At 67.6% G+C, this 26,332-nt stretch carries 25 protein-coding genes; 13 read left to right on the plus strand and 12 right to left on the minus strand.

Annotation, left to right across the window (positions count from 1 at the left end; genetic code table 11):
- Positions 1 to 93: 93 nt before the first annotated feature.
- On the minus strand, positions 94 to 900 hold the full coding sequence (gene cmrA, locus TX88_RS27935) for a mycolate reductase (protein WP_044522455.1): 807 nt from the start codon (positions 898 to 900) through the stop codon (positions 94 to 96).
- A gap of 43 nt (positions 901 to 943) precedes the next feature.
- Here cmrA and TX88_RS27940 point away from each other — a divergent pair, with 43 nt between their 5' ends.
- On the plus strand, positions 944 to 2,251 hold the full coding sequence (locus TX88_RS27940) for an MFS transporter (protein ID WP_044522456.1): 1,308 nt from the start codon (positions 944 to 946) through the stop codon (positions 2,249 to 2,251).
- Positions 2,252 to 2,260: 9 nt separating this feature from the next.
- Here TX88_RS27940 and TX88_RS27945 read toward each other — a convergent pair whose 3' ends face one another.
- Positions 2,261 to 3,043 carry an MmpS family transport accessory protein gene (locus tag TX88_RS27945; RefSeq protein ID WP_044524145.1) on the minus strand — a complete coding sequence of 261 codons (783 nt, stop codon included), beginning with the start codon at positions 3,041 to 3,043 and terminating at the stop codon, positions 2,261 to 2,263.
- 84 nt (positions 3,044 to 3,127) lie between these two features.
- Here TX88_RS27945 and TX88_RS27950 point away from each other — a divergent pair, with 84 nt between their 5' ends.
- Positions 3,128 to 5,032: an alpha/beta hydrolase family protein gene (locus TX88_RS27950; RefSeq protein WP_084622201.1), complete on the plus strand. Its 1,905-nt coding sequence runs from the start codon at positions 3,128 to 3,130 to the stop codon at positions 5,030 to 5,032.
- Here TX88_RS27950 and TX88_RS27955 read toward each other — a convergent pair.
- The gene (locus TX88_RS27955) at positions 5,029 to 5,622 is read right to left on the minus strand and encodes an SACE_7040 family transcriptional regulator (protein ID WP_044522461.1); all 594 of its coding nucleotides are present in this window, start codon (positions 5,620 to 5,622) and stop codon (positions 5,029 to 5,031) included. The genes TX88_RS27950 and TX88_RS27955 overlap by 4 nt on opposite strands.
- Positions 5,623 to 5,693: 71 nt before the next feature.
- Here TX88_RS27955 and TX88_RS27960 point away from each other — a divergent pair, with 71 nt between their 5' ends.
- From TX88_RS27960 to TX88_RS27995, 8 genes are all read left to right on the plus strand, one after another.
- A complete protein-coding gene (locus TX88_RS27960; protein ID WP_044522468.1) occupies positions 5,694 to 7,247 on the plus strand; it encodes a carboxyl transferase domain-containing protein in 1,554 nt (517 codons plus the stop codon).
- A 7-nt stretch (positions 7,248 to 7,254) separates the two neighbouring features.
- Positions 7,255 to 9,258, plus strand: coding sequence for an acetyl-CoA carboxylase biotin carboxylase subunit (locus tag TX88_RS27965; RefSeq protein WP_044522470.1), 2,004 nt, complete (start codon positions 7,255 to 7,257; stop codon positions 9,256 to 9,258).
- Positions 9,255 to 10,418, plus strand: a complete 1,164-nt coding sequence (locus tag TX88_RS27970) for an acyl-CoA dehydrogenase family protein (RefSeq protein ID WP_044522473.1) — start codon at positions 9,255 to 9,257, stop codon at positions 10,416 to 10,418. Before TX88_RS27965 ends, TX88_RS27970 begins: the two co-directional genes overlap by 4 nt.
- The gene (locus tag TX88_RS27975) at positions 10,415 to 10,912 is read left to right on the plus strand and encodes a MaoC family dehydratase (protein WP_044522476.1); all 498 of its coding nucleotides are present in this window, start codon (positions 10,415 to 10,417) and stop codon (positions 10,910 to 10,912) included. Before TX88_RS27970 ends, TX88_RS27975 begins: the two co-directional genes overlap by 4 nt.
- Positions 10,909 to 11,715, plus strand: a complete 807-nt coding sequence (locus TX88_RS27980; protein WP_044522480.1) for an HpcH/HpaI aldolase/citrate lyase family protein — start codon at positions 10,909 to 10,911, stop codon at positions 11,713 to 11,715. The genes TX88_RS27975 and TX88_RS27980 overlap by 4 nt, the downstream gene beginning before the upstream one ends.
- A 279-nt stretch (positions 11,716 to 11,994) precedes the next feature.
- The gene (gene pdhA / locus TX88_RS27985; RefSeq protein WP_044522484.1) at positions 11,995 to 13,086 is read left to right on the plus strand and encodes a pyruvate dehydrogenase (acetyl-transferring) E1 component subunit alpha; all 1,092 of its coding nucleotides are present in this window, start codon (positions 11,995 to 11,997) and stop codon (positions 13,084 to 13,086) included.
- A 5-nt stretch (positions 13,087 to 13,091) separates the two neighbouring features.
- The gene (locus tag TX88_RS27990; RefSeq protein WP_044522486.1) at positions 13,092 to 14,177 is read left to right on the plus strand and encodes an alpha-ketoacid dehydrogenase subunit beta; all 1,086 of its coding nucleotides are present in this window, start codon (positions 13,092 to 13,094) and stop codon (positions 14,175 to 14,177) included.
- Complete coding sequence (locus TX88_RS27995; protein WP_044522488.1) at positions 14,174 to 15,361, plus strand: dihydrolipoamide acetyltransferase family protein; 1,188 nt, start codon at positions 14,174 to 14,176, stop codon at positions 15,359 to 15,361. The genes TX88_RS27990 and TX88_RS27995 overlap by 4 nt, the downstream gene beginning before the upstream one ends.
- A gap of 3 nt (positions 15,362 to 15,364) precedes the next feature.
- Here TX88_RS27995 and TX88_RS28000 read toward each other — a convergent pair whose 3' ends face one another.
- A complete protein-coding gene (locus TX88_RS28000) occupies positions 15,365 to 16,114 on the minus strand; it encodes an enoyl-CoA hydratase (RefSeq protein ID WP_044522491.1) in 750 nt (249 codons plus the stop codon).
- A 136-nt stretch (positions 16,115 to 16,250) separates the two neighbouring features.
- Here TX88_RS28000 and TX88_RS28005 point away from each other — a divergent pair, with 136 nt between their 5' ends.
- Complete coding sequence (locus TX88_RS28005; RefSeq protein WP_322786876.1) at positions 16,251 to 17,216, plus strand: ABC transporter substrate-binding protein; 966 nt, start codon at positions 16,251 to 16,253, stop codon at positions 17,214 to 17,216.
- Between the two features lies 1 nt (position 17,217).
- On the opposite strand, the gene TX88_RS28010 is transcribed toward TX88_RS28005, so the two are convergent.
- Genes TX88_RS28010 through TX88_RS28030 form a run of 5 tightly spaced genes read right to left on the minus strand, consistent with a single transcriptional unit; the run spans position 17,218 to position 23,539 of the window.
- Entirely contained in the window at positions 17,218 to 18,984 is a 1,767-nt protein-coding gene (locus TX88_RS28010; protein ID WP_110918213.1) for an ABC transporter ATP-binding protein, read from the minus strand.
- Positions 18,981 to 20,648, minus strand: a complete 1,668-nt coding sequence (locus tag TX88_RS28015) for an ABC transporter ATP-binding protein (RefSeq protein WP_044522497.1) — start codon at positions 20,646 to 20,648, stop codon at positions 18,981 to 18,983. The genes TX88_RS28010 and TX88_RS28015 overlap by 4 nt, the downstream gene beginning before the upstream one ends.
- A complete protein-coding gene (locus TX88_RS28020) occupies positions 20,645 to 21,451 on the minus strand; it encodes an ABC transporter ATP-binding protein (RefSeq protein WP_209447136.1) in 807 nt (268 codons plus the stop codon). Before TX88_RS28020 ends, TX88_RS28015 begins: the two co-directional genes overlap by 4 nt.
- Before the next feature lie 13 nt (positions 21,452 to 21,464).
- Positions 21,465 to 22,508 carry a FecCD family ABC transporter permease gene (locus TX88_RS28025; RefSeq protein ID WP_044522502.1) on the minus strand — a complete coding sequence of 348 codons (1,044 nt, stop codon included), beginning with the start codon at positions 22,506 to 22,508 and terminating at the stop codon, positions 21,465 to 21,467.
- Entirely contained in the window at positions 22,505 to 23,539 is a 1,035-nt protein-coding gene (locus TX88_RS28030) for a FecCD family ABC transporter permease (protein WP_044522504.1), read from the minus strand. Before TX88_RS28030 ends, TX88_RS28025 begins: the two co-directional genes overlap by 4 nt.
- 187 nt (positions 23,540 to 23,726) lie before the next feature.
- Here TX88_RS28030 and TX88_RS28035 point away from each other — a divergent pair, with 187 nt between their 5' ends.
- The gene (locus TX88_RS28035; RefSeq protein WP_084622205.1) at positions 23,727 to 24,281 is read left to right on the plus strand and encodes a signal peptidase II; all 555 of its coding nucleotides are present in this window, start codon (positions 23,727 to 23,729) and stop codon (positions 24,279 to 24,281) included.
- Positions 24,268 to 24,669: a hypothetical protein gene (locus TX88_RS28040; RefSeq protein ID WP_044522505.1), complete on the plus strand. Its 402-nt coding sequence runs from the start codon at positions 24,268 to 24,270 to the stop codon at positions 24,667 to 24,669. Before TX88_RS28035 ends, TX88_RS28040 begins: the two co-directional genes overlap by 14 nt.
- On the opposite strand, the gene TX88_RS28045 is transcribed toward TX88_RS28040, so the two are convergent.
- The 3 genes from TX88_RS28045 to TX88_RS28055 form a co-directional block, all read right to left on the minus strand.
- Positions 24,666 to 25,031 carry a hypothetical protein gene (locus TX88_RS28045; protein ID WP_044524154.1) on the minus strand — a complete coding sequence of 122 codons (366 nt, stop codon included), beginning with the start codon at positions 25,029 to 25,031 and terminating at the stop codon, positions 24,666 to 24,668. The two genes, TX88_RS28040 and TX88_RS28045, sit on opposite strands and share 4 nt — an antisense overlap.
- Positions 25,032 to 25,096: 65 nt before the next feature.
- Positions 25,097 to 25,366 (minus strand): hypothetical protein, encoded by a 270-nt coding sequence (locus TX88_RS28050; RefSeq protein ID WP_110918252.1) that lies wholly within the window; start codon positions 25,364 to 25,366, stop codon positions 25,097 to 25,099.
- 229 nt (positions 25,367 to 25,595) lie between these two features.
- Positions 25,596 to 26,321 carry a hypothetical protein gene (locus TX88_RS28055; protein ID WP_049925464.1) on the minus strand — a complete coding sequence of 242 codons (726 nt, stop codon included), beginning with the start codon at positions 26,319 to 26,321 and terminating at the stop codon, positions 25,596 to 25,598.
- Between the last annotated feature and the right edge of the window lie 11 nt (positions 26,322 to 26,332).

A 26,332-nucleotide genomic window follows, 5' to 3' on the forward strand; every position in this document is an offset into this window, starting at 1 on the left:
TTCGCGCGCTGAGATTGCACTGAGGGCTGTGGTTCGGCAAGAACCACAGCCCTCAGTGCAATCTCGACTCGCCGGAGACTCGGCAGAGAATTCCTAGCCGCCGCCGAGCTTCTTGTAGACGGCGCCCACGATCGGGGTGACGATGGCGCGCGGCGCGTAGCCGCTGGCCATCGACATGGCCTTGGATGTCACGCCGGGCACGACGCGCATCTTGTTCTTGTCCAGGCCGTCCAGCGACAGCTTGGCGGTGTATTCGGTTGAGATCCAAAGGAAGTCGGGGATCAGCCGTTCGACCAGGGACTGCTCGGACTCGTCGGGCAGGTCGGTGCGCACCGGGCCCGGCGCGAGCACCGTGACGTGCACGCCCGCGCCCTTGAGCTCGCCGCGCAGCGACTCGCTGAACGTGTTGGCGAACGCCTTGGACGCCGCGTAGGTGGCGTTGTTGGGGATCGGTGAATTGCCTGCCGCCGATCCAGAGGTCAGGATGCCGCCGGAGCCGCGCTTGACCATTCCGGGCAGCACAGCCAACACCAGATCGTGCACGCCGAGAACGTTCAGCTGCACCTGGGCCTTCTCGCCGGCCGGGTCGAGGTCGGCAACCGGGCCGAAGGTCGCGGTCCCGGCGTTGGCGCACAGGATCGAGATCTTGCGCTGGGCCAGTTCGTCGCACAGGACGCCCCGGGCCGTGGGGTCGGCGAGGTCGACGGCGCGCACCTCGACGGTCACCCCGTAGCGCTCGGTGAGGCGCTGCGCCAGGGACGTCAGGACGTCCTCGCGTCGCGCGGTGATGATCAGGTGGTGGCCGCGGGCAGCGAGTTCGGTGGCCAACGCTTCGCCGATGTTCTGCGAGGCGCCGGTGACGACGGCACGGGCATCCGGACTGGGTGCGGGTACTGGCATGCGGCCAATCCTAAGAGGAGCGGAAGGCCATAAGGTGGCGGGCATGATGAACCCAGGGCGGGCGAGGGTGCTCGCGTGGGCATTGTGGGACTGCGGCGCGACGGGACTGAACGCAATCGCCGTCACTTTTGTGTTCTCGGTGTACCTGACCGGCAGTGTCGGCGCGGGTCTGCCCGGCGACACCAGTCCGGCCAGCTGGCTGGGGCGGGCCATGACCGTCGCCGGTCTCGTGGTGGCCCTGCTGGCGCCGGTCACCGGCATCTGGGTCGACGCACCGCACCGGCGGCGCCGGGTGCTCGCCGTGATGACCGGGGCGGCTGTCGTGTTCACCGCGGCGATGAGCCTGATCCGCGACGACCATCGCTACCTGCTGCCCGGCCTGGTGCTGCTGGCGTGCACCGCGGCCTGCAACGAGCTGGCCACGGTGCCCTACAACGCCATGTTGCGGCAGTTGTCCACTCCCGATACCTCCGGCCGGATCTCGGGCCTCGGCCTGGGGCTGGGCTACGCGGGCAGTGTGGTGCTGTTGCTGCTGGCCTACGTCGGGTTCATCGCCGGCGACGGGGATACCCGTGGGCTGCTGGGCATTCCGGCCGCGGACGGGCAGAACGTACGGGCGGTGATGCTGCTCACCGCCGTCTGGTTCGTGTTGTTCGCGTTGCCGATCTTCGTGATGGTTCCGCGCGTGCCGGCCATCGAGCCGGTCGAACGCATCGGTTTCTTCGGCGCCTATCGCAAGCTGTGGGCCGAGATCCGGGGTGAATGGCAACGCGACCACAACGTCGTCTACTACCTGGTGGCGAGCGCGGTGTTCCGTGACGGGTTGGCCGGGGTCTTCGCGTTCGGGGCGGTGCTGGGTGTCAACGTCTACGGCATCTCGCAGGCGGACGTGCTGTTGTTCGGGATCAGCGCCTGCGTGATCGCCGCGGTCGGAGCGGTCACCGGTGGCCTGCTCGATGACCGGGTGGGTTCCAAGCCGGTCATCGTCGGATCGCTGGTCTGCCTGATCGCGGTGGGTCTGGCGCTGCTGGTCCTGTCGGGACCGGTGGCGTTCTGGGTATGCGGCCTGCTGCTGTGCCTGTTCATCGGGCCCACGCTGTCCGCGGCACGCAACTTGATGCTGCGGATCACCGCGGACGGCAAGGAAGGCGTGGCGTTCGGGCTCTACACGACCGTGGGGCGCGCGGCTTCGTTCCTGGCGCCGTGGCTGTTCTTCACCTTCATCGACCTGTTCGGTGCCGACCGCGCCGGAATGGGCGGCCTGGTGCTGGTGCTGGCCGTGGGACTGGCGGGCATGCTCGCCGTGCGGGTGCCCGCGCGGCAGCCCAACCCCGCGGTGCCGACTCCCTGAGCCGACGGGTCAGGGCGTCCCGACGCAGATCGTGATGCCCGACCCGGTCCGATGCTGGGTCTGCACACCGTTGACGGTCACCGTGCACGCGACGTCAGGACCGAAGTTCACGACGCTGACGCTGGCGGTTTCCGTCGCGGGTGCGGCGAGTTCGACCTGCTTGCTCCACGGCAGCGGGACGTTGAACTCGGTCTGCAGCATGTTGCCGGTGTCCAGGTAGGTGATGTTGATCGCCCTACCCTCACCAGTGACCTCGTAGGTGACGGTCTCGGTGGGGCCCGGTGTGGTCTCCGTGGGCGAGGTGGCAGTGGGCGGCGGGAGTGGCCGGGGCGCACGCGTGGTTGTCGTTGGCGCCGTCGGCGACGTGGTGAAGCCCGGCTGCGGGGTGATCTGCGGTGCGACCACGGTCTCCTGGCTCGACCCGTTGGCGATCACCAGCGCGATCACGAGGCCCAGGACCACCAGGACCGCCACCGCAGCCAAGATCCAGAGCCACAGCCGGGGTTCGTGATCATCGGGCTCCGGCGGGGTCGGCGCACCCGGGGGCGGAGTGGGTCCGCCGGGCGGCTGGCCGCTTGCGTAGGGGTCGTATCCGTAGGGAGGGTAGGGCGGCAGCTGTTGGGTGGGATTGGACACCGAGGAGCCGGCCGGCGGCACCGCTTGGGGTACAGCCGGGTACGAGCCCTGATACGGCGGCTGGTTGGAGTACGCCGGATCCGGATAGTCCACGGGATAGCCGCTACCGAAAGATTGGGTCGGTTCGGACCCGTCGCGGCGTGGTGAATCGGTCATGCCCACCTCATGGCTGCGAGGGTACCTGTGCGGATGCTCAGTCCGCTGCGACCGAGGTCCCGGGCGATTGCGCGATGATGAGAGATGCTGGAGAGGACTTCACGAGTGACAGGAGGACGCGCGGTGGCCGCGGATCGGCATGTGCGGGTGAACTACGGCGCGTCGCTGTCACCGGATGCGACGGCATTCGCCCACTTGGTCGACGATGGCGGCTATCCACGAGCGGTGCAGCGCTTCCTGCGCGGATGGCGCGCCAGCTCCTCGCGCGACGTCGAACTGCCCGTGGTCGGTCCCGTGACGAAAGTCATCCATTCCGCCGACGGCCACTGGCTGGCCTGCGAGGTGGCTCCGGACGGTGCGTCGCGCACCCAGATCTGGGTGGTGACCACCGACCCGGATGACCGGGACGCCCGTCGCATCGATCATTGGCCGCCCGATGTCGCCGAGGGCACCGCGGAACTGATCGGTTGGGATGGGACACAGGTGGCGGCGATTCTGACCGGCGAGGACGGCGTCGGTAGTTCCTGCCTGATCGACCCCTCCTCGGGGGACATCATCGTTCTCGACCGCCGTTCGGGTGGCCGCCTGGTGGATTCTTGGGCAGGCGCTTCGCTGGTGCGGGTCGGCCCACGCGGCTACCGGGAGCTCATCATGCTGTGGGGGCTCACCGAAATCGGTCTGCTGCCCTACGATCCGGGCTCGACAACCGACATCGGCGTGATCCTCGACGATCACCAACCCCGCCGGCTGCGCACCGGGTTCGACGGGGACGCGATGTCACTGCTCGAACCGGCCAAGTCCTACAGTTCCGACAGCACGGATGGCTATGTGCGGGCGCTGATCCGGAGCGAGAACGGGGCGTCGCATGCCCGGTTGCTCGAAGTGACCGTCACCGCCGACGGGGTCGGCTATCACGTCGTTGCCGAGCGTCCTGGTTACGAGCTCGACGAGTTCGTGGTCAGTGATGATCTGTCGACGGTGGCCATGCTGTGGAACATCGACGGCCGCAGCGAACTTCAGATCCTTCAGTACGCCGACGGGACGCTGTCCGAGCCGATTCCGTTCCCCGGCATGGTCGCCACCCAATTGAGCATCAGTGCCGGTGGCTCCATGGTGGCGATGACGGTCCAGGGGCCGTCGTTGCCTCCTACGGTCGAACTCGTCGACCCACGCACCCGCGAATGGGAGCGGATCGACCGCGATCCGAGCGTCGGTCCGCTCACCGGGACACCGACTTTGGCGCGAATCACCGCGCGCGACGGGCTGGAACTCAACGCCTGGTTGTACGAACCTGAGGCAGAACCGATCGGGGCGATGATCTTTCTGCACGGCGGGCCGGAGGGGCAGTCGCGACCCGACTACAACGAGTTCTATCCGCAGCTGCTCGAAGCCGGGATCACCGTGCTGACACCGAATGTGCGCGGATCCGGTGGATTCGGTCGGGCGTTCATGCATGCCGACGACAAGGAGTTGCGGTTCGCGGCCATCGACGACGTCGCCGACTGCGTGAGCTACCTGGTCGACAACGGCTACGCCGCCGCCGACCGAATTGCCTGTTGCGGGTGGTCCTATGGCGGCTATCTGACCCAGGCGGCGTTGACATTTCACCCGGAGTTGTTCGCGGCAGGGATCAGCATCTGCGGCATGAGCGATCTGAACACCTTCTACCGCAACACCGAGCCGTGGATCGCGGCGGCGGCGTATCCGAAATACGGTCATCCGGTCGGCGACCGGGAGCTGCTGGAGCGGCTGTCACCGCTGCTGCGGGCACACGCGCTGACGGCGCCGCTGCTGCTGGTGCACGGCGCCAACGACACCAACGTGCCGCCGAGCGAATCGCAACAGATGTTCGACGCATTGCGGGCGCTGGGCCGCACCGTGGAGATGCTGACGTTCGCTGACGACGGTCACGAGATCATCAAGCGCGAGAACCGCGCGGTCCTGGTCGATGCCATGACCCGCTGGTTGATCAAGGCGTTCGGCGACTAGCTTGCGGTGAGCGCGGCCAGCGTCATCCGGCGCAGCACCGCGCGTGAATGTGTCTTGGGCGCAGCGGGTCTCACGCTGTACGGCGTGGAGTTCAGCAGGCCGAACGCGGCATGGGCCATCACCCGGGCATCGTCTTCGGCCAGGTTCGGATCGAGCCGCGTCAGGACCGTCACCCAGATCTCCACGTACTGCCGCTGGGCGCGACGCACCTGTCGTCGGGCCGTGTCGGGCAGGTGGGCCAGGTCGCGGTCCTGGATGCGGATCAGATCGGATTCGCCGAAGACGAAGTCGAGGTGGAAGTCCACCAGGCTGTTCAGTGTGTCGGCGGGATCTTCGTCGGCCGCGGTGACTTCCTGTGCCCCGGCGAGCAGCCGGGTACTGATCCCGACGAGCAGTTCGACCAGCAGGGCTTCCTTGTTGGGGAAGTGCCGGTAGATGGCCGGTCCGCTGATTCCGACGGCCGAGCCGATGTCCTCCAGGCGCACCGCGAGATAACCGCGTTCGGCCACAAGCCGTTCGGCGGCAGCGATCAGCTGGCCGCGGCGATCGGACTTGGCCTTACTGCGACGGGTGACGGCGCTGTCGGACATGGCGCCTCCGGAGGGTAGACAACTCAGTTAATGAAAACTAACCTATCACGAGTTAGTTGTCATTAACCGAAATGGGAGCTGCCTTGTCATCGCACCGCGACGAGCATCTGGCGCTGGTTGGCCAGTTGCGCGCCAAGCTCGCCACCGCCGCCCTCGGCGGCCCCGAGCGGGCCCGTCAACGCCACGTCGACCGGGGTAAATTGCTGCCCCGCGACCGCGTCGACGGTCTGCTGGACCCGGGTAGTCCGTTCCTGGAGATCGCCGCGCTGGCGGCGGACGGGATGTACGACGACGAATGTCCGGGTGCCGGGATGATCGCCGGCATCGGCCGGGTGTCCGGCCGGGAATGCTTGATCGTCGCCAACGACGCCACCGTCAAGGGCGGCACGTACTACCCGGTCACGGTCAAGAAGCACCTGCGAGCCCAGGAGATCGCGCTGCAGAACAAGCTGCCGTGCATCTACCTGGTCGACTCCGGCGGTGCGTTCCTGCCGCGCCAGGACGAGGTGTTCCCGGATCGCGAGCACTTCGGTCGCATCTTCTACAACCAGGCCACCATGAGCGCGCAGGGCATCGCGCAGATCGCCGCCGTGCTCGGATCGTGCACCGCGGGCGGGGCCTATGTGCCCGCGATGAGCGACGAGGCGGTCATCGTGCGCAACCAGGGCACGATCTTCCTCGGCGGTCCGCCGCTGGTGAAGGCCGCCACCGGTGAGGTCGTCACCGCCGAAGAACTCGGCGGCGGGGACCTGCACTCCAAGACCTCGGGCGTCACCGACCACCTGGCCCACGACGATCGCGACGCGCTGCGGATCGTGCGCAACATCGTCGCCACCCTGGGGCCGGCCGAAGCGCCGCCGTGGGCCGTGACACCCACCGTGGACGCCGTCGCCGACCAGACCGAGCTCTACGACGTGGTCCCGGTCGACGCACGCGTGCCCTACGACGTGCACGAGGTGATCACGCGCATCGTCGACGGTGGCGAGTTCAACGAATTCAAGGCCGAGTACGGCACCACCCTGGTCACGGGGTTCGCCCGCATCCACGGCCACCCGGTCGGCATCATCGCCAATAACGGTGTGCTGTTCGGTGAATCCGCGCTCAAGGGAGCGCATTTCATCGAGCTGTGCGACAAGCGCAAGACACCGTTGCTGTTCCTGCAGAACATCGCCGGGTTCATGGTCGGCCGGGACTACGAGGCCTCGGGCATCGCCAAGCACGGCGCCAAGATGGTCACCGCGGTGGCCTGTGCCCGGGTACCGAAGCTGACCGTGGTGATCGGCGGCTCCTACGGCGCGGGTAACTACTCCATGTGCGGGCGGGCGTATTCGCCGCGGTTCCTGTGGATGTGGCCCAACGCCCGTATCTCGGTGATGGGCGGCGAGCAGGCGGCATCGGTGCTGGCCACCGTGCGCGGCGATATGAGCGCCGAGGAGGAAGAACAGTTCAAGGCGCCGATCCGGGCCCAGTACGAGCATCAGGGCAACCCGTACTACTCGACGGCCCGGCTGTGGGACGACGGCGTGATCGACCCGGCCGACACCAGAACCGTGCTCGGACTTGCTCTTTCGGTTGTCGGCCAGGCTCCGCTGGAGCCGGTCTCCTACGGCGTATTCCGGATGTGATGCTCAGATGACAACTTTTGACACAGTCCTCGTCGCCAACCGCGGCGAGATCGCGGTGCGGGTCATCCGCAGCTTGCGCGAGATGGGAATCCGCTCGGTCGCGGTGTTCAGCGACGCCGACGCCGGTGCCCGGCACGTGACCGAGGCCGACGTGGCGGTCAACATCGGGCCTGCCGCGGCGCGGCAGAGCTATCTGAACATCGATGCGGTCGTCGCGGCCGCGCAGCGCACCGGTGCGCAGGCGGTACACCCCGGCTACGGATTCCTCTCCGAGAACGCCGAGTTCGCCGCCGCACTGCAGGCCGCGGGCATCGCCTTCATCGGACCGCCCGCATCGGCGATCGCCACCATGGGCGACAAGATCGCGGCCAAGGCCGCGGTGTCGGCATTCGGCGTCCCGGTTGTGCCGGGCATATCGCGTCCGGGCCTGACCGATGAGGATCTCATCGCAGGGGCGCCCGAGGTCGGTTTCCCCGTCCTGGTCAAGCCGTCGGCGGGTGGCGGTGGCAAGGGCATGCGGGTGGTCGAGCAGGCCGCCGATCTGCCTGCGGCGTTGACGAGTGCCCGCCGCGAGGCCGCCGCGGCCTTCGGCGACGACACTCTGTTCCTGGAGCGATTTGTGTTGCGGCCCCGGCACATCGAGGTGCAGGTGCTGGCCGACGGCCATGGCAACGTGATCCACCTCGGCGAGCGGGAATGCAGCCTGCAGCGCCGGCATCAGAAGGTCATCGAGGAGGCGCCGTCGCCGCTGCTCGACCCGGCCACCCGGGCGCGCATCGGTGCGGCCGCCTGCGACACCGCGCGTAGTGTCGACTACACGGGTGCAGGCACCGTGGAATTCATCGTGTCCGCCGATGCACCCGACGAGTTCTTCTTCATGGAGATGAACACCCGGCTGCAGGTCGAACACCCGGTCACCGAGATGGTCACCGGAGTCGACCTCGTGGAGCAGCAGGTCCGGATCGCGGCCGGTGAGAAGCTCGCCATCGGCCAGGACGACATCGTCATGACCGGCCACGCCGTGGAAGCACGGGTCTATGCGGAGGATCCCGCCAACGGCTTCCTGCCCACCGGCGGCCCGGTGCTCGGGCTGCGCGAGCCCAGCGGGCCGGGCGTGCGGGTGGATTCCGGCCTGGCCGCGGGCAGCGTCGTCGGTAGCGACTACGACCCGATGCTCTCGAAGGTCATCGCCCACGCCGCCGACCGGACCGCGGCGCTGCACAAGCTGGATCGGGCGCTGGCCGACACCGCGGTGCTGGGGCTGACCACCAACACCGAGTTCCTGCGCTTCCTGCTGGCCGATCCCGATGTGGCCGCGGGCCGATTGGACACCGGCCTGTTGGACCGTCGCGCACCGGATTTCGCGCCGCAGGTGGTCGGCGAAGCGGAGCTGATCGCCGCCGCGGCGTGCCAGTGGATCAACGACTGGTCGGAGGCCGGTGACTGCCTGTGGGCCCGCCCGACGGGCTGGCGGGTCGGGGAGCGCGCCCCGGCCGCGTTCCGGCTGCGGGCGGGGGAGCGCACAGACCACGTGTACCTGACCGGTACCCCGGAGCGGGCCACCGCCACCGTCGAGAACGGCGAAACCCACACTGTCAGTGCCGCATTCGTCGGCGACCGGTTCACCGTCACGCTCGACGGTCTGCGGACCGAGTATCTCATCGCCACGCAGCTGAGCGGCGGGATCGGCCAGCTCTGGCTCGCGGGCGTGGGACGCAGCTATGTCGTCGAGGAGGTCCGTGAGGCTCCGGTGCGCCCCGACGACGAGCACAGCGGCGACGCCGAACTCGTCAGCCCCATGCCGGGATCGGTTGTCGCCGTGGGCGTCACGAACGGCGCCGAGGTGACGGCCGGCACCACGGTGGTCACCGTGGAGGCGATGAAGATGGAGCACGCCCTGACCGCACCGATCGACGGTGTGGCCGAACTACTCGTCGCCGTCGGCGACCAGGTCAAGGTGGGTCAGCCACTGGCTCGAATCACCGCTCACACACAGGAGAACGAACAATGAGCGACTTCTTGTCGACCGGCACCCTGCCGGATCACTATGCGCAACTGGCCAAGACCGTCCGTGACTTCGCCCAGAGCGTGGTCGCTCCGGTATCCGCCAAGCACGATGAGGAACATTCGTTCCCCTACGAGGTCGTGGACGGCATGGCCGACATGGGACTGTTCGGTCTGCCGTTCCCCGAGGAGTACGGCGGCATGGGCGGCGACTACTTCGCGCTGTGCCTGGCCCTGGAGGAACTCGGCAAGGTCGACCAGAGCGTGGCCATCACGCTGGAGGCCGGGGTCTCGTTGGGCGCCATGCCGGTCTACCGCTTCGGCAACGAAGCGCAGAAGCAGGAGTGGCTGCCGCTGCTGGCCAGCGGCAAGGCGCTGGGTGCGTTCGGCCTGACCGAGGCGGGCGGTGGCAGTGATGCCGGCGCCACCAAGACCACCGCGAAGATGGACGACGGTCATTGGATCATTAATGGCTCGAAGCAGTTCATCACCAACTCCGGCACCGACATCACCAAGCTGGTGACCGTGACCGCCGTGACCGGTGAGCGTGAAGGCGGCAAGAAGGAGATCTCATCGATCCTGGTGCCGGTGCCCATCGAAGGGTTCACCGCCGAACCGGCCTACAACAAGGTCGGCTGGAACGCCTCCGACACCCACCCCCTGAGTTTCGATGATGTCCGGGTGCCTGCCGAGAACCTGCTCGGCGAGCGTGGCCGCGGCTACGCCAACTTCCTGCGCATCCTCGACGAGGGCCGCATCGCCATCGCGGCGCTGTCGGTCGGTGTGGCGCAGGGCTGTGTGGACGAATGCGTGAAGTACGCCAAGGAACGTCAGGCTTTCGGGGCGGCGATCGGCACCTACCAGGCCATCGCCTTCAAGATCGCCCGGATGGAAGCTCGGGCCCACACGGCCCGCGCCGCGTACTACGACGCTGCGGCGCTGATGCTGTCCGGCAAGCCGTTCAAGAAGGCGGCATCGGTGGCCAAGCTGGTGTCCAGCGAGGCCGCGATGGACAACGCCCGGGACGCCACCCAGATCTTCGGCGGCTACGGGTTCATGAACGAATACCCGGTGGCGCGGCATTACCGGGACAGCAAGATTCTCGAAATCGGCGAGGGGACAACTGAAGTGCAGCTGATGCTGATCGCGCGGGAGGCGGGCCTGTGAGCGAAGGGGCGCCCAAGAAGGTTATCGAGCAGCGCGGGCTGTGGTTCGAGGAGTTCGAGATCGGGGTGCGCTACCTGCACCGTCCCGGACGGACCATCACCGAGGCCGACAACGTGCTGTTCACCACGCTGACGATGAACACCCAGGCGCTGCACCTGGATGCGGCGTTCTCGGATGCCCTGCCGCCGTTCAACGCCCGGCTGGTCAACTCGATGTTCACCCTGTCGACGCTCGTCGGCCTGTCGGTGGCGCAGCTGACCCAGGGCACCATCGTCGGCAACCTCGGGTTCTCCGAGATCGCCTTCCCCAAGCCGCTTTTCCACGGTGACACGCTGTACGCCGAAACCGAGATCACCGAGAAGCGGGCATCCAAGAGCCGGCCGGGGGAGGGCATCGTCACCCTCGCCCACACCGGCCGCAACCAGCACGGTGACATCGTGGCGACGGCGTCGCGCAAGACCATGGTGCGGATGCGCCCGGAGGGGGACTCATGACATTGCAGGCACCCGGCCCGGGCTGGCTGTTCTGCCCGGCCGACCGTCCCGAGCGATTCGAAAAGGCTGCGGCAGCAGCCGATGTGGTGATCCTCGACCTCGAGGACGGGTGCGCGGCCAAGGACCGACCGGCGGCGCGTCAGGCGTTGATCGACACCCCGCTGGATCCGGCGCGCACGGTGGTGCGGGTCAACCCGACCAGCACCGCCGACCACGAGCTCGACCTGAAGGCGGTCGCGGCCACCGACTACACCACCGTGATGCTGGCCAAGACCGAGGCTGTCGACCAGGTGACGGCCTTGGCCCCACTGGATGTCGTGGTATTGATCGAGACCCCACTCGCGGCGCTGAAGGTGGCGGAGTTGGTGCAGCCCGACAACGCCTTCGCGGTGATGTGGGGCGCGGAGGATCTGTTCGCGGTCACCGGCGGCACCGCCAACCGCTGGCCCGACGGCACCTACCGCGACGTCGCCCAGCACGTGCGGTCGCAGACCCTGCTGGCGGCCAAGGCCTACGGGAAGCTGGCGCTGGACTCGGTGTACCTCGACATCAAGGATCTCGACGGCCTGCGGGCGGAGTCCGATGACGCGGTTGCCGTCGGCTTCGACGCCAAGGTGGCAATCCACCCGACTCAGGTCGCCGTCATCCGCTCGGCCTATGCGCCGACCGATGAGCAGATCGCCTGGGCGCGGGCGGTGCTCGACCGGGTGGCAACCGAACGTGGCGTCTTCCAGCACGACGGTCTGATGGTCGACGCTCCGGTTCTGCGGCGTGCCGAGCGCATCGTCGCGCTGGCTCCCTGATTTCTCCGCCGAGCAGTCTCCCGCTTGCGGGGGACTGCTCGCGTAGGGAAGCCGACACGCCTCCATTCCGTAACCGGCGATGAGCGTGGCCGCATGGGATTCGGGCGCATAATGGCGATATGCCCCAGTGCTGCGACGGGCCGAGCGGATCGTCCAGCTAGCGCCACACCCAGGCATCTAGCCGGAGGCCTCTCACCAGGGGTTTTGCGCGTACCGCCGCTGCTCTGAGCACCTCATGGACTGGCGGCGCGACATGCCGTCACCCGAGAAGGAGGCGGTATGGCTGAGCGGATGACGGCACCGTTGAGTGTCGATCTCGATCCGGTGCGTCTGGTCGACGCCGAGGGGTCTCCCACGAGGGAAACGCGCTACAGCCGCGATCTGCCCCACGAGACATTGGCCTGGCTCTACGAATCGATGGTCGTGGCCCGCGACCTGGACGTCGAGTTCGTCAATCTGCAACGCCAGGGTGAGCTGGCGCTGTACGCGTCGTGCCGCGGCCAGGAGGCCGCCCAGGTCGGGGCGGCCGCCTGCCTCCGGAAGACCGATTGGCTGTTCCCGCAGTACCGGGAGATCGGTGCGTTCCTGCTGCGCGGGATCACCCCGGCCCAGATGGGTGCGGTGTGGCGCGGTCAATGGCACGGTGGCCTGGAGTTCACCAGCCGCTGTGTCGCCCCGATCGCGATTCCGATCGGCACCCACGGACTGCACGCGGTCGGCGCTGCGATGGCCGCGCAGCGCCTCGGCGAGGATTCGGTCACCGTCGCGTTCCTCGGCGACGGCGCCACCAGTGAGGGCGATGTGCACGAGGCGCTGAACCTGGCCTCGGTGTTCAAGGCGCCGTGCGTGTTCTTCGTGCAGAACAACCAGTGGGCGATCTCGGTGCCGGTGAGCAAGCAGCAGGCCGGACCGTCGATCGCGCACCGGGCCATCGGCTACGGCATGCCGGGTATCCGCGTTGACGGCAACGATGTCCTGGCCTGTTATGCGGTGATGGCCCAGGCCGCTGAGCAGGCCCGCGCGGGCGCAGGCCCCACGCTCATCGAGGCCGTCACCTACCGGATGGGGCCGCACACCACCTCCGACGATCCCACCCGCTACCGGTCGGCCGACGAGGTCGACGAGTGGCTTGCCCGCGACCCCATCGCGCGGTACCGCACCTACCTGCAGAACGCCGGCGTACTCGACGAGCGGCTGGAGCAGCGCGTCGCCGCACGCTCACGGCGGCTGTGCGCCGAGGTGCGCGACTCGCTGGTCGGGTCGGTGGATCCCGATCCGGCCGAACTGTTCGACAACGTGTACGCCGAGATCACCCCGGATCTGGCGCGCCAACGCGATCAGTTGTTGGCCGAACTGGCGAAGGAGGCGTGAGACCAGTGACACTGATCATCGATCGACCTGCCGCTCAAGGTGATTCGCCGGAGCCGTGGGAGCCGGACTTCACCTCTGCCGACGTGGCGGCACCGCCGACCGCATTGCCGGTGACCGCCGAACTGACCATGGTGGCGGCGATCAACCGCGCCCTGCGCGATGCGATGGTCGCCGACGACCATGTGCTGGTGTTCGGCGAAGACGTCGCCACCCTGGGCGGCGTCTTCCGGGTCACCGAGGGACTGGCCGAGACCTTCGGTGCCGAAAGGTGTTTCGACACCCCACTGGCCGAATCGGCGATCATCGGTGTGGCGATCGGCCTGGCGATCCGCGGGTTCACGCCGGTGCCGGAGATCCAGTTCGACGGGTTCAGTTATCCGGCCTTCGACCAGATCGCCAGTCACCTGGCCAAATACCGGATGCGCACCCACGGGGACATCAACATGCCGGTGACGGTGAGGATCCCGTCGTTCGGCGGCATCGGCGCGGTGGAGCACCACTCGGAGTCCACCGAGTCGTACTGGTTGCACACCGCCGGGCTCAAGGTGGTCGTACCGTCCACCCCGTCCGACGCGTACTGGCTGCTGCGGCACTCGATCAGCAGCGCCGATCCGGTGATCTTCCTGGAGCCCAAACGACGTTACTGGGCACGCGAACTCGTCGACACCAGTGCGCCCGCACCGCCGATCGGCCGGGCAATGGTGCGGCGCGACGGAACCGATGTCACCGTGATCACCTATGGCGGCTTGGTGGCCACCGCGCTCAACGCCGCGGATCTGGCCGACGAACGCGGTTGGAGCCTCGAGGTTGTCGATCTGCGTTCACTGAACCCGCTTGATTTCGACACGGTGGCCGCCTCGGTGCGGCGCACCGGCCGAGCCGTCGTGATGCATGAGGGGCCCCGCACGCTGGGCTTCGGGGCTGAACTGGCTGCCCGGATCTCCGAGGAGTGCTTCTACGACCTTGAGGCACCGGTGTTGCGTGCCACCGGTTTTGACACGCCCTACCCGCCTGCTCGGCTGGAGAAAGTGTGGCTGCCGGGCGTCGACCGGTTGCTCGACTGCGTCGAGCGTGCGGTGGGCCAGCCGTGAACCGGGAGTTCCTGGTTCCTGACCTCGGGGAGGGGCTGCAGGACGCCACGATCACGAGTTGGAGCGTCGCCGTGGGCGACACCGTCGAGCTCAATCAGACGCTGTGCACGGTCGAGACCAACAAGGCCGAGGTGGAGATCCCCAGCCCGTTCGCCGGCCAGGTGCTCGAACTCGGCGGTGCGGCGGGGGATACCTTGACCGTCGGGTCACTGTTGGTCCGGATCGACACCCGTGAGCCGGCCGCTACATCAACCGGAACCACGAAAAATGGCGGTACACCACGTAAGTCCGTCCTGGTCGGTTACGGCGCCGACGACACGATGGATGTCAGCAGGCGCACGGCGACGCCGGGCAGCCCGCGGGCGCGGGCCAAACCGCCGGCCCGCAAACTGGCCGCCAACCTGCACGTCGACCTCCAACAGCTGGCACCGGGATCCGGCCCGGAGGGGATCGTCACCCGTGCCGACGTGCTGGCCGCCGCGGGCAGTTCGGACATCGTCGGCGTCGGCGGCGTTCAGGCCGCGATGGCGCGACGGATGTCGTTGTCACGTAAGGAAATCCCCGATGCGCACGCCCGCGTGGAGGTGGACTGCTCCGCGCTGCTGCAGCTGCGTGACCGCATCATGGCCGCCGATGCGGCACTGCCTGCCACGCCGTTCGTGCTGACGCTGCGGCTGCTGGTCGTGGCGCTCGGGCGCCATCAGATGCTGAACTCCACCTGGCTCGAAACCGCCGAAGGCCCTCAGATTCACCGGCATCCGGCTGTGCACCTGGGTTTCGGTGTGGCCGCACCGCGCGGACTGCTGGTCCCGGTGGTCCGCGACGCGCAATCGATGACGACCCGCGAGTTGGCCGCAGCGGTGGCCCGGTTGATCGAGCAGGCGAGAGCCGGAACGCTCGGCCCGGCCGAGCTGAGCGGGTCGACGTTCACGGTATCGAACTTCGGCGCACTCGGACTCGACGACGGCGTGCCGGTGATCAACTATCCGGAGGCGGCCATTCTGGGGATGGGCTCGATGAAACCGCGGCCGGTCGTGGTCGACGGGGCTGTGGTGGCCCGTGCCACCATGTCACTGACCTGTGCCTTCGACCATCGCATCGTCGACGGCGCGATGGCGGCTGCGTTCCTGCGTGACCTGCGTTCGCTGATCGAGGCGCCGGAGTTGGCTCTGATCGACCTGTAGCTGCTACTTGCGCTTGGCGGCAGCCAAACGCTCTGCGAATTCCGGAGATTCGATGGAGCGTGCCTGCGGACCGAGCTCGATGTCGACGGCGGTCCCGTGCTGGTCGATGTCGACGGTCCCCGGATTGGCGGTGGCCCGCATCGAGGCTTTCGTCGCGATCACCACGTCGCGCGGAGCGCTTGCGGGCCCGGCGGCGAGCAGGCGTGCGGCGCCCACCGGATCCTCGGCGATCGAGAGCGCCAACCCGTGGCGCACCGCCGACTCGGCGTCGAAGCGCATGCCGAACAACAATGCCGCCCGGGCCACCTGCGGGCCGACGCCCCGCTGCAGCATCCAGGTGGCGCCGCCGGGATGGATACCCAGCTTCTGGAACCGCGGATCGAACAGCGCACTCGGGCCGGCGATCCGGACGTCGGCGGCCAGCGCCAGGTTGAGGCCGGCGCCGACGGCGGCGCCGTTGACCGCGGCGATCGTCGGCAGCGTGCAATTGGCGACCGCAAGGAACCCGTCGTAGATCTTGCGCAGTCCGTCTTCGGTGGCCTCGCCCAGAGCGGTGAGGTCGGCACCGGCGCAGAACGCCTTGCCGGCCCCTGTGACGATCACGGCGTGCACATCGGGGTTGGCCTCGGCGGCCTCGACCGCGGCGCGCAGGGCCGCCGACATCTCGAAGGTCACCGCATTGCGGCGATCCGGGTCGTTGACGGTGATGACTGCGATGTGATCGTCGACGCTGACCAACACTGAATCGGACACGGTGTCACCCTAACCTCCGTGCGCATCGCCCCGTGAGCGTCGCGTGAGGCCCGGCGGCCTTGCGGCAAGGCAGGTAAACCTAGCCTAACCAAGCTATGCTCCGTCGGAGTCGTCCGGCCGAGGGGGAGATGTGCGGGTGAAATTGGGTCATTGGGGCCGCGTCGTTGCGGCAGTCGCGATGTCGGTGGGCTTGCTGACCGCCTGTGGATCCGGCGAGAACCAGACGCCGCAGGCGGATGCCGTGACCATCACGCACAAGTTCGGCGAGACGAAAGTGCCTCCGGATCCACAGCGCGTGGTCACCGTCGGGTGGACCGATCAGGATTTCGTGTTGCCGTTCGGGGTGATCCCGGTGAGCACGCGAGACTTCGAGGAGAAATACAGCAACTATCCGTGGGTTGCCTCGGCCACTGGCGGCAAGGCCATCCCGACCTGGGGCAGCGACGAGATCGACTTCGAGGCGATCGCGGCGCAGAAGCCGGACCTGATCTTCGCGATCTACGAGTCGATCGATCAGCCGACCTATGACCGGCTCTCCCAGATCGCGCCCACCGTGATCCAGTCAGCTGACTACGCCGACGAGGAGACTCCGTGGAACGTGCAGTTGCTGACCACAGGTAAGGCGTTGGGCAAGGAAGCCGAGGCCACAGCACTCGTCGAGAAGGTCCAGGGCCGGATCGACGACGTACGCAAGACCAATCCGGAATTCGACGGCAAGACGCTGGTGGTCGATCAGGGACCGGAGAACGGCGGGCATTACCTGTTGCCGCAGAACGATCCTCGGCGCGCGGTGTTCAACGCGCTCGGTTTCAAGACCCAGGATGTCGATGGTGATGTCAGCGAGGAGAAACTCGACTTGCTCGATCACGATGTGCTGTTCGTCGCCGGCGCCACCAAAGATCAGATGCTGGCCTCGCCGGCCTTCGCGCGCCTCGGCGTGGTTCGTGACGGCCGCACGTTGTACACGAATTTCGAGTCCAACCTCAACGGCGCGCTGACCTACAGCGGGCCCAGCGCCCTGCTGTACTCACTCGACGTGCTCACCCCACAGCTGGCGAATGCGCTCAACGGTCGCCCGGTGACCGACCTGTCGAACGGCTGATCTACCCGGGTGCACTCCATGCGGCCCACAGCTGCGCGTAGCGGCCGCCGTGCCCGAGAAGTTCGGTGTGCGTCCCATTTTCGACGATGCGCCCTCCCTCCATCACCGCGATCTGGTCAGCCGTGGCAGCCTGCGTGAGCCGATGCGCGACGATCAACGTCGTTCGCCCCTCGGTCGCCGCGGCGGCCGCGCGTTCCAGCTCGACGGCGTGAGCCGAACCCGCTTCGGCGGTTGCTTCGTCGAGAACCACCACCGCGGGGTCGGCCAGCACCAGTCGCGCCAACGCGATGTGCTGGGCCTGGGCGGGGGTCAGGGATACGCCTTGCTCCCCGACGGGTGTGTCGAGCCCCGCGTCGAGGGCCTCGACCCAGTCGTCCGCGCCGACCACGCGAAGGGCATCCCAGATCTCGTCGCGTGTGGCCTCCGGTGCCACCAGGCGCAGATCATCGATGAGCGGACCGGAGAAAACGTGGATCTCCTGCGTGACGGTGGCCACCCAGCGACGCAACAGGCGGGGATCGACGTCGCCCACTGCGACACCGCCGATCTCGACATGACCCCGGGTGGCCGCATAGAGACCTGACACGATGGCGGCCAGCGTGCTCTTGCCCGCGCCGGTGGAGCCGACCAGTGCGCAGCGGGTCCCGGCGGGAATGCTGAGGGAAACATCCTGCAGGACTTCGGGTCCGGCGTTGTAGCGGAACGACAATGCGCGGATCTCGACGTCGGATCCGGCCGGGGTCGCCGAGCCGGACCGTCCGGCCGGCTCAGGCAGGTCGACGATTCCGACGAGCCGCGCCAGGCACGCTGCCGCGGCCTGGATCTCGTCGAAGTTGTACATGAGCATGCCGATCGGGTTGAACAACCGATGAAACATCAAGGCGGCCGCCGTCGTCGCGCCGATGGTGACCGAATCGGACCGCACCAGCAGAAACCCGACCACCAATGTTGCTGACAACCCAATGAACTCGGCACGGTTGACGCGCCCGACCAAGCGGGTGAACAGGGTGAAGACCGTCACCGACAGGTCCCGCACGCGGTTCGATGCATCCTCGATTCCGGCCAGCTGCTGGGCGTGGATCTCGTAGGCGTCGATGGTTCTGACGCCTTGGACCGACTCCATGGTGAGCTGCGTGCGCTGTGCCATCGCGATGCGTTGTTCGGCATACAGCGGTGCTGATCGCGGTAGGAACCACCGCAGGCCCGCCGCATAGGCGGGGATGCACAGCGCGCCGGCCAGACCCAGCCGCCAGTCCAGGCTTCCCATGGCGAAAAGCGTGACCACACCGAGAAACAGGGCATTGAACATGGTGGGCAATACCTGTGACACCGCCTTGGCCACCGCGGCGACATCTGGGCCGACTCTCGACAGCAGATCGCCCCGGCCGCTCTCCTCGATCGTGGTGGCCGGCAGGTTCAAGGCCCGGGCGAGCACGTCCTCGCGGAGGTCGGCCACCGTGTGCTCGCCGAGCCGGTTGATCAGGTACGCCGACAGTCCGGTGCCCAAGCCACCGAGAACAGCGGACACACCGATCAATGCCGCCAGGCCTGCGAGGCTGCCCACGGTGGCGCCGTCTCGGATTCGATCGACGAGCGTACCGAGCAGGTACACCGGCACCGTGGCGACGGCTGCCGCGGCAAGTCCGATTGCGCACGCTGCGGCGGTCCGGGCCGGCCTGGTCCTCAGTTCGGCCACGAGCCACCGACGACTGCGCGCGGCCGAGGCCACCGGCAGGACAGGTGGGGTGATCGATTCGCTGATCGTCACCGGGACACCAACTTTCGGTAGACGGGGTCAGAGTCGGACAGATCGCGATGCGTTCCCTCGGCGCGCACCCGGCCGGCTGCCACCACGACAACGCGGTCGGCGGTGGCAAGCAGGGCAGGACTGCTGGTGACGATCAGCGTGGTGCGACCCGAGGGCGGCCGCAGCCGCCGGATGCCGTCGGCGATGGCCTGTTCGGTGACGGCGTCGACCGCGGTGGTCGGGTCGTGCAGGACCAGGATGTCGGGGTCGGCGGCCAATGCCCGGGCCAACGTCAAGCGTTGTCGCTGACCGCCGGACAGGCTTGCTCCGCGCTCCAGGACGGGGTGCGTCAGTCCGTCGGGATGAAGTTCGACGACATCGACCGCACACGAGGCTGCCAGCGCGGGCCCTGCGTCTCGGCCCTGCGCGCCGATGTGCAGGTTGGATTCCAGGGTGCCCGTGAACAGTTCACCGTTGTGGTGCTCGACGAGCAGTCTGTGGCGTCGCTCGCCGTGCTTGATCGCACCGATCGGGTGCCCGCCGGCATGCACCGAAGCGGTCGACCGCACCCGGCCCGAAAGTACGTCGATCAGCATCGTCGCGTCGCGCGCGTCAGCAGTCAGCACGGCCACGTACTCGCCGGGGTGAAGCTGCAGGGTCCAGCCGTCGAGCTGCGCGGTCAGGGCACCGGGGAGTACCTCCTCAGGCGCCGCGGTCGCCGGATCGGGGGAATGGGCCGTAGGGGAATTCAGCACCGCCGCGACACGATTGGCCGAGGCCCGCGCCTCGGCCACCCAACTCGGCACGATCGCAAGTGTGGAGAACGGCTCGATCAGAAACTGTGCCAGACCGATCACGGTGATCAACTGGCCCAGTGACAGGTCGCCGTGCAGTGCGAAGTAGGCGGCTGCGACGGCGACGGTCATGGCCGCGAGCGCTCCCGCTGCTGCTGCCACACCTTCCTGGACGCTTTCGATCCGGGCGGCGCGCAAGGTGGCGGCGAGCGATGTGCGGCTGGCCACGCGGTAGCGTGCCGCGGCATTGGCTTGCGCCCCGATGCCCTGCAACGGTCGATGCCCGCTGACCAGATCGGTGGCCAACGCGGTCGCCCGTCCCATCTCTGCCTGCTGTTCCTCCACACGCCGGGCGATCAGCGGTGCGGTCAACTGAAGTGCGGACACTACGAGGGGAATGCCGATGAGCACGATCAGGCCCAGCGGCAGGTCGATGCTCAGCAGCACGACGCCGCATACGACTGTGGCGACCACCGCACCGGCGACGCGCGGCAGGTAGTCGATGACGTAGCCGGTTTCATCGGCATCCGTGGACGAAATCGAGAGCAGCTCACCGGCTTTGAAATCCGTATGGATGCCCAGCGGGTCGAGGAGCTTGGCGCTGATCTCGATGCGCAACAGGTGCGATTCGCGCGCGACCGCATACATCAGCAGCCGGGACCCGAACCGCCACAGAACCGACAGCACGAGGAAAAGGGCGGCCAGCACCGCGATCCAGGCGATGATTGCCGGCACACTTCCGGTGCCGACGGCGCGGTCGACGATCACCCCGATGAGCACCGGCACCGCGGCCTCACACACCTGGTGCAGTGACGTCAGTGCGGTACCAGGAATCAACCAGCGCAGATTGCGGGTTACGGTGCGGCGCAGCACGGCCGTACCGGAACTCACGACGGCCTCCTGGTGTAGGCAGACGCCCGAGGGATGACCAGCGGCGTCGCGGTCTGAGGGTCCTCGATGATCTGGCACGCGAGGCCGTAGACGGCCTCGACCAATTCCTCGGTGATGACTGCTGCCGGATCACCTTGCGCGACAATCTTCCCGGACTTCATGGCGACGATGTGATCGGCGTAGCGGCAAGCGTGGTTGAGGTCGTGCAAGACCGCGACGACCGTGCGGCTCTGCTCTCGGTTGAGTCTGGCGAACAAGTCGAGCAACTCCACCTGATGGGCGATGTCGAGGTAGGTGGTCGGCTCGTCGAGCAGGATCAGCGGGGTCTGCTGGGCGAGCACCATTGCCACCCAGACCCGTTGCCGTTGACCGCCGGACAGCTCGTCGACCAGCCGACCGGCCAACTCCGTCACCCCGGTCTGCTCCATCGCATCGGCGACCGCGGCTTCGTCGTCGGCCGACCACTGTCGCATGACCTTCTGGTGTGGGAAGCGGCCTCGGGACACGAGGTCGGCCACCGTGATGCCCTCGGGGGCGATCGATGTCTGAGGCAGCAGGCCAAGCCTCCTGGCCACCTCCTTGGTGTGCAGCGACGCGATGTCCTGGCCATCGAGAACGACCTGGCCGCCGGACGGTTTGATCAGCCGGGCCAGCCCTCGCAACAGGGTGGACTTGCCACATGCGTTGGGGCCGACGATCGCGGTGACCTGTCCGTCAGGCACCTGCACCGACAGGCCGGCGATGACGGTGTTGTCCTCGTAGCCGATCGACAGGTGGTCGGCGTGTAGCCGGCTGCCCTCCATATGCATGGTCCCTTCACCGTTTACGTGCCTGCGTGACAAGCAGATAAATCAGGTAGGTGCCGCCCAGCGACACCGTCACCGCACCGACGGGGAGTTCGTTGCCGCCGAACAGATGTTGGGCGATCACGTCACTGCCGAGCAGCAGGACCGCGCCCATCGCCGCGGACGGCATCAGGCCGACGCCCGCACTGGCAGTCAGCCGGCGCGCGAGTTGCGGGGCCGCCAGTGCGATGAACGTGATCGGTCCCGCGGCGGCGCAAGCCAGCGCCACGAGTGCCACCGCGGTGACCAGATAGGCCAAACGTGCTCGGTCAGGATGTACCCCGAGAGCGCCTGCCGCGTCATCGCCGAGCTGCAGTATCGGAAGCTGCGGGCCCAGCGCCACCAGTCCGACGGTGATGGCCAGCAGGCAGATCGTCATTGGAACAACCTGCACCCAGCTCAGCCCACTCAGGGTGCCCTGCTGCCACACCGATGCGGTCACCGCCGCGTGAAAGTCGAGTTTGATGACGATCCACTGGTTTACCGAGCTGAGGACCGCACCCAGCGCGATACCCACCACGATCAGCCGGTATCCCGCCAGCCCGTTGCGGTAGGCCAGCAGATACACCGCGAGTGCGGTGATCAGGCCGCCCACCAACGCGCCGGCCGCCACGGCGTAGTAGCCGCCGCCGAATCCGGCGATGACGATCAAGGCTCCCGTGTAGGCGCCGGTGTTCACACCGATGATGTCGGGGCTGCCCAGCGGGTTTCGGGTCAGTGCCTGAAAAATCGCACCTGAGACACCCAGCGCGGCACCGACCAGCAACGCCATCATGGTCCGTGGCATTCGCCATTCGAGCACCACCACGCGGTCGAACGACGTGTTGGCGCCGAGCAGAACCTTCAGCACCTCCAGGGGCGCGACGGTGTACTTGCCGAATCCGATGGCGATCACACCGACGACGACGGCAGTGACCAGAAGCGAAACCACCACGAGGATCGAGCGCCAGGATGCCCGGGCCGATATGCCGCGGGAGCGCAGGACAGCCTGGCGGTGACCGAACTCGACGCTCATCCGCGCTCGGTCCCACGGCGACGGATCAGCCAGATCAGCACCGGCGCACCGAGAAACGCGGTGACAATGCCGGCGGGTAGTTCGGCGGGCCGGATGATCACGCGGCCGACGATGTCGGCCGCCAGCAGAAGTGCAGGCGCCACGAAGCACGCATACGCCAGGATCCAGCGCCAGTCCGGGCCGGTGAATCGCCGCACGGCGTGCGGAACCATCAGGCCGACAAAGCCGATCGGCCCTGCGCCCGCGGTCGCGGCCCCCGCGAGGAGGGTGACGGCGATGAGACTGAGGGCTTGTGTGCGTGCGACATTGCCGCCCATGCTCTTCGCCAGATCCTCACCGAGGGCGGTGACATTGAGTGAACGGCTGACGATGACGCACAGTGCCGCGCCGAGGGCGATGAACGGGCTGATGGCCGCCGCCACCTCAAGAGGTCGGCCGTCGAGCGCGCCGGCATCCCAGAAGCGCATGTTGTCGAAGGCGCGGGGATTGCGTAACCGCACGACGAATCCGATGCCGTCGAGCACGGCGCCCACCGCCACGCCTGCGAGCAGAACCCGCACCGGGGTGGCGGTGACCCGGCCGGTCATGCCGACCAGATAGACGACCACCATCGCGAAAAGCGCTCCGGCAAAGGCGAACCAGATGTAGGTCCAGATGCCGCTCAGGCCGAACAAGGCGATTGCGCTGACGACGAACAACGCTGCCCCGGCGTTGATGCCGAGGATCTCGGTGTCAGCCAACGGATTCCGTCCGACCGCCTGGATGAGTGTGCCCGACAGACCCAGGGCGAGTCCGACGAGTACTGCGAGCGCAGTGCGGGGGATCCGCAGGTCATGCACGATCCATTGATCGCCGATGTCGCGGTAGTCGGTGACCGCGTGCCAGACCGTCGGTAGGGACACGTTCTCGGTGCCGATTGCCAGGCTGGCCAAACACATTGCCGCCAGCAACGTGGCAGCGATCGCCAGCCCGAAACCGCGCCGGCGTCGGACGGGTCCGGTCGGTGGGGCCGCCGGCTTGTAGGTGATCACCGCGGCTGCGGCTGACCGGTCCCGTACGCAGCTTCATCGAAGAGGGTCATTGCGTTAGGTTAGCCTAACGATCGTTGTTGTTTGTGTGCCGAGGTGGCCGAGCGAATCCCTGATCCGCCACAAATGTTCACCGAAACGTCAGCCGCGTCGCCCAGCGATCCGGCTTTCGCGAGCGGACAATGATTCGGTGACGGCCGACATTGCCGGTATTTCTGGCGCCCCGGGCGCCGGGTCGGTGCGGCCGACGCGGCGCCGTCTGCTGTTGTTGGCCGCCGGTGCGGTCTTTCTGCTGGACGTCGGGACCAAGGCCCTGGCGGTGGGGATGCTCGAACCCGGCCGCGCCGTCCCGTTGCTCGGCAACTGGCTCGCGTGCGAGCTCACCCGCAATTCCGGTGCGGCATTGTCGATGGCCGCGGACCGGACCGTGATGCTGACCATCGTCGTCCTGTCCGTGGCTGCGGCCATCGCCTGGATCGGTGCGCATGTCCGCTCACCGTGGTGGGCGCTGGGCCTCGGGACGATCCTGGGTGGCGCCGCGGGCAACCTCGTCGACCGGTTCTTCCGTGCTCCCGGCCCGCTGCGGGGCCATGTGGTCGACTTTCTGGCCATCGGCCCGATGCCGGTGTTCAACGTCGCGGATCTCGCCGTGTTGGCGGGCGTGGTCTGGCTGATTGCGTTGTCGCTGTCAGGCTTTCCGTTCAATGGCGCCGCCAGGGACCCGGGGCCGCATGCCGGAAGTTGATCTGGACCACCACGCCGCTTCAGAGGACAGCCCGCCCAGAACTCCGTGGTACGACACCACTGCGGCGATCGCGGTCGCCGGGATCGGTGGCGTGGCGGCCATTGGTGCGCTGGTATTCGCGATCCTGATGACGTCGCACCACTCGGTGCTGCCGGCCCAGCCTGAGCGACTCACCCCGGTGACGTCGACGAAACCGGTGTCGTCTCGGTCGACGACAACCAGTACCAGTACCTCGCCGCGGACGCCGGTGAGCACCAGCGAGGACGCCGGAACATCCAGTGCGCCACCGCCACCGCCAGAAGTCCCGGTGGAGACGACTGCGCCGCCGACCACGACCATGTCGAATCCCTACGCCACCACCTCGGTGCCCAATGCGGGTGCGTTCTAGCCGATGCCGAACGGGCCGAAAGGCCCGATCGGACCGAAGATGACGGAGGAGTCGTCGGGTTCGTTGGGGCAGGCCACGTCGACGTACACCGTGATCGAGGATTTCGGTGCCGGTGGCGAGGACCGGTCGGGGTTGTGGATGCCTTTGACCGAGCATTCCGACAACGGGGTCGTGCTCACCCCGCCGACCCAGTTGATCTCGACGTTGTAGCCCTGATCCTCTAGGCCGCTGATGACTGCGTCAGCCGATTGCTCGCCGGCGGTGGGGTCGGCTCCGGCCTGAGGGGCCGAGGCGGCAAGAATCCCTGCGCAGCACAACACCAAGGGGGAGAACGCCTTTACGCACCGCGATGCTCTCAGCATGATCACTCTCCGGCGGTCGGACCGGTCTTGCCAGTCTATTCCGCCGGGAGCCGAGGTGACGTGGTTCAGGATGTTTCGGACTCGTCCGGGCACTGCACATCCACGTAGACCGTCACCGAGGTCTTCGGCAGGGCCGGCACCCCACGGTTGGGGTTGTGGATCGAATTCACCCGGCATCTGTCCAGCGGCAGTGTGCTGGTGCCGCCCACCCAGTTGATCGCCACGGTGTAGCCCTCGGCGCTCAGCGCCGAGATGGTCTCGTCGGCCCGCTGCCCGCTGCCCGCAGTGGGCTCCGCCGCGGCAAGTGGGGCAAGCCCGATTGCTGCGGCCGGCATGAGCACGGCCAGTCCTGTGATTTTCGTACATCGCGCATGGAACAACATCCCGACCCTCCCTGGCGGTCGGATCTCATGCTGTCGCTCTCACCGGTAGCCCCGGCCGTCATTCGTCAGTGTATTCCCGATGTACAGAAAGTTAACAGGAAGTGACGAAATCTCTGCCGGGAGGTATCGAGGGCAAAAAAATCGAGCAGCACCCGGGGTTACCGGATGCTGCCCGAATGTGTCATGGAGCAGGCGGTGCGGGAGGCGGGGGTACCGGCACTCCCGGCGCCGGCGGCGGCGCTGCCGGATCCGGAAGGTTCTCACCGAGACCCGACGGAATGTTCGTCCCCGGTGGGGGAGCGGTGCCCGGAAGCGGTTCGCCGAGTTGCTCTTTGGGGGTCTGGCCGAGCATTGCGCCACGCAGGTTCCCGTTGTGGTACATCTCGCGCATATGCCGCATCCAGTCGAGCCCGGAGATGTCCGCGTTCTCCTGGCCCGGTTCGACGCCGACCACGGTGCCCTGGCCGGGCGCCGACGGCTTCTCGTTCTGCGGGAGGAAGTTGCCGTTGTTGAACGCCCTGAGGTTGGGTGCGTTGGTCGGTGGCGGACCGCCCGGTGCCGACGGCGTCGCGTACTGCCCCAACAGCGCACCCGGGCTCATGTCGATCCCGCCGGGAGCGCCCAACCTGCCCGGTGCCGACTCGGCACCGGTCTGCGCCAGAACCGACAACCCGTTCGACCCGAGCGGTGCACCGACGATCGGCACCTCCGGTCCGGGTGGGGCAGGTGGTTCTACGGCGGGGGCTGGGGCGGCAACTGCGGGAGCGCCGGGAACCTCCGGCGGTGCCGGGTCGGCGGCGGCGGTTGCCGAACAGGCAACCGCCGCGCCGACCACGAACAACCCGGCTGCGGCGAGGGTGGCCATCGCGTTCTTGACCGCGTACGTGCCGTCTGGGATCTCGCTCATGCCTTCGTGTT

This window comes from Mycolicibacterium septicum DSM 44393, from assembly GCF_000455325.1.
Taxonomy (GTDB): Bacteria; Actinomycetota; Actinomycetes; order Mycobacteriales; family Mycobacteriaceae; genus Mycobacterium; species Mycobacterium septicum.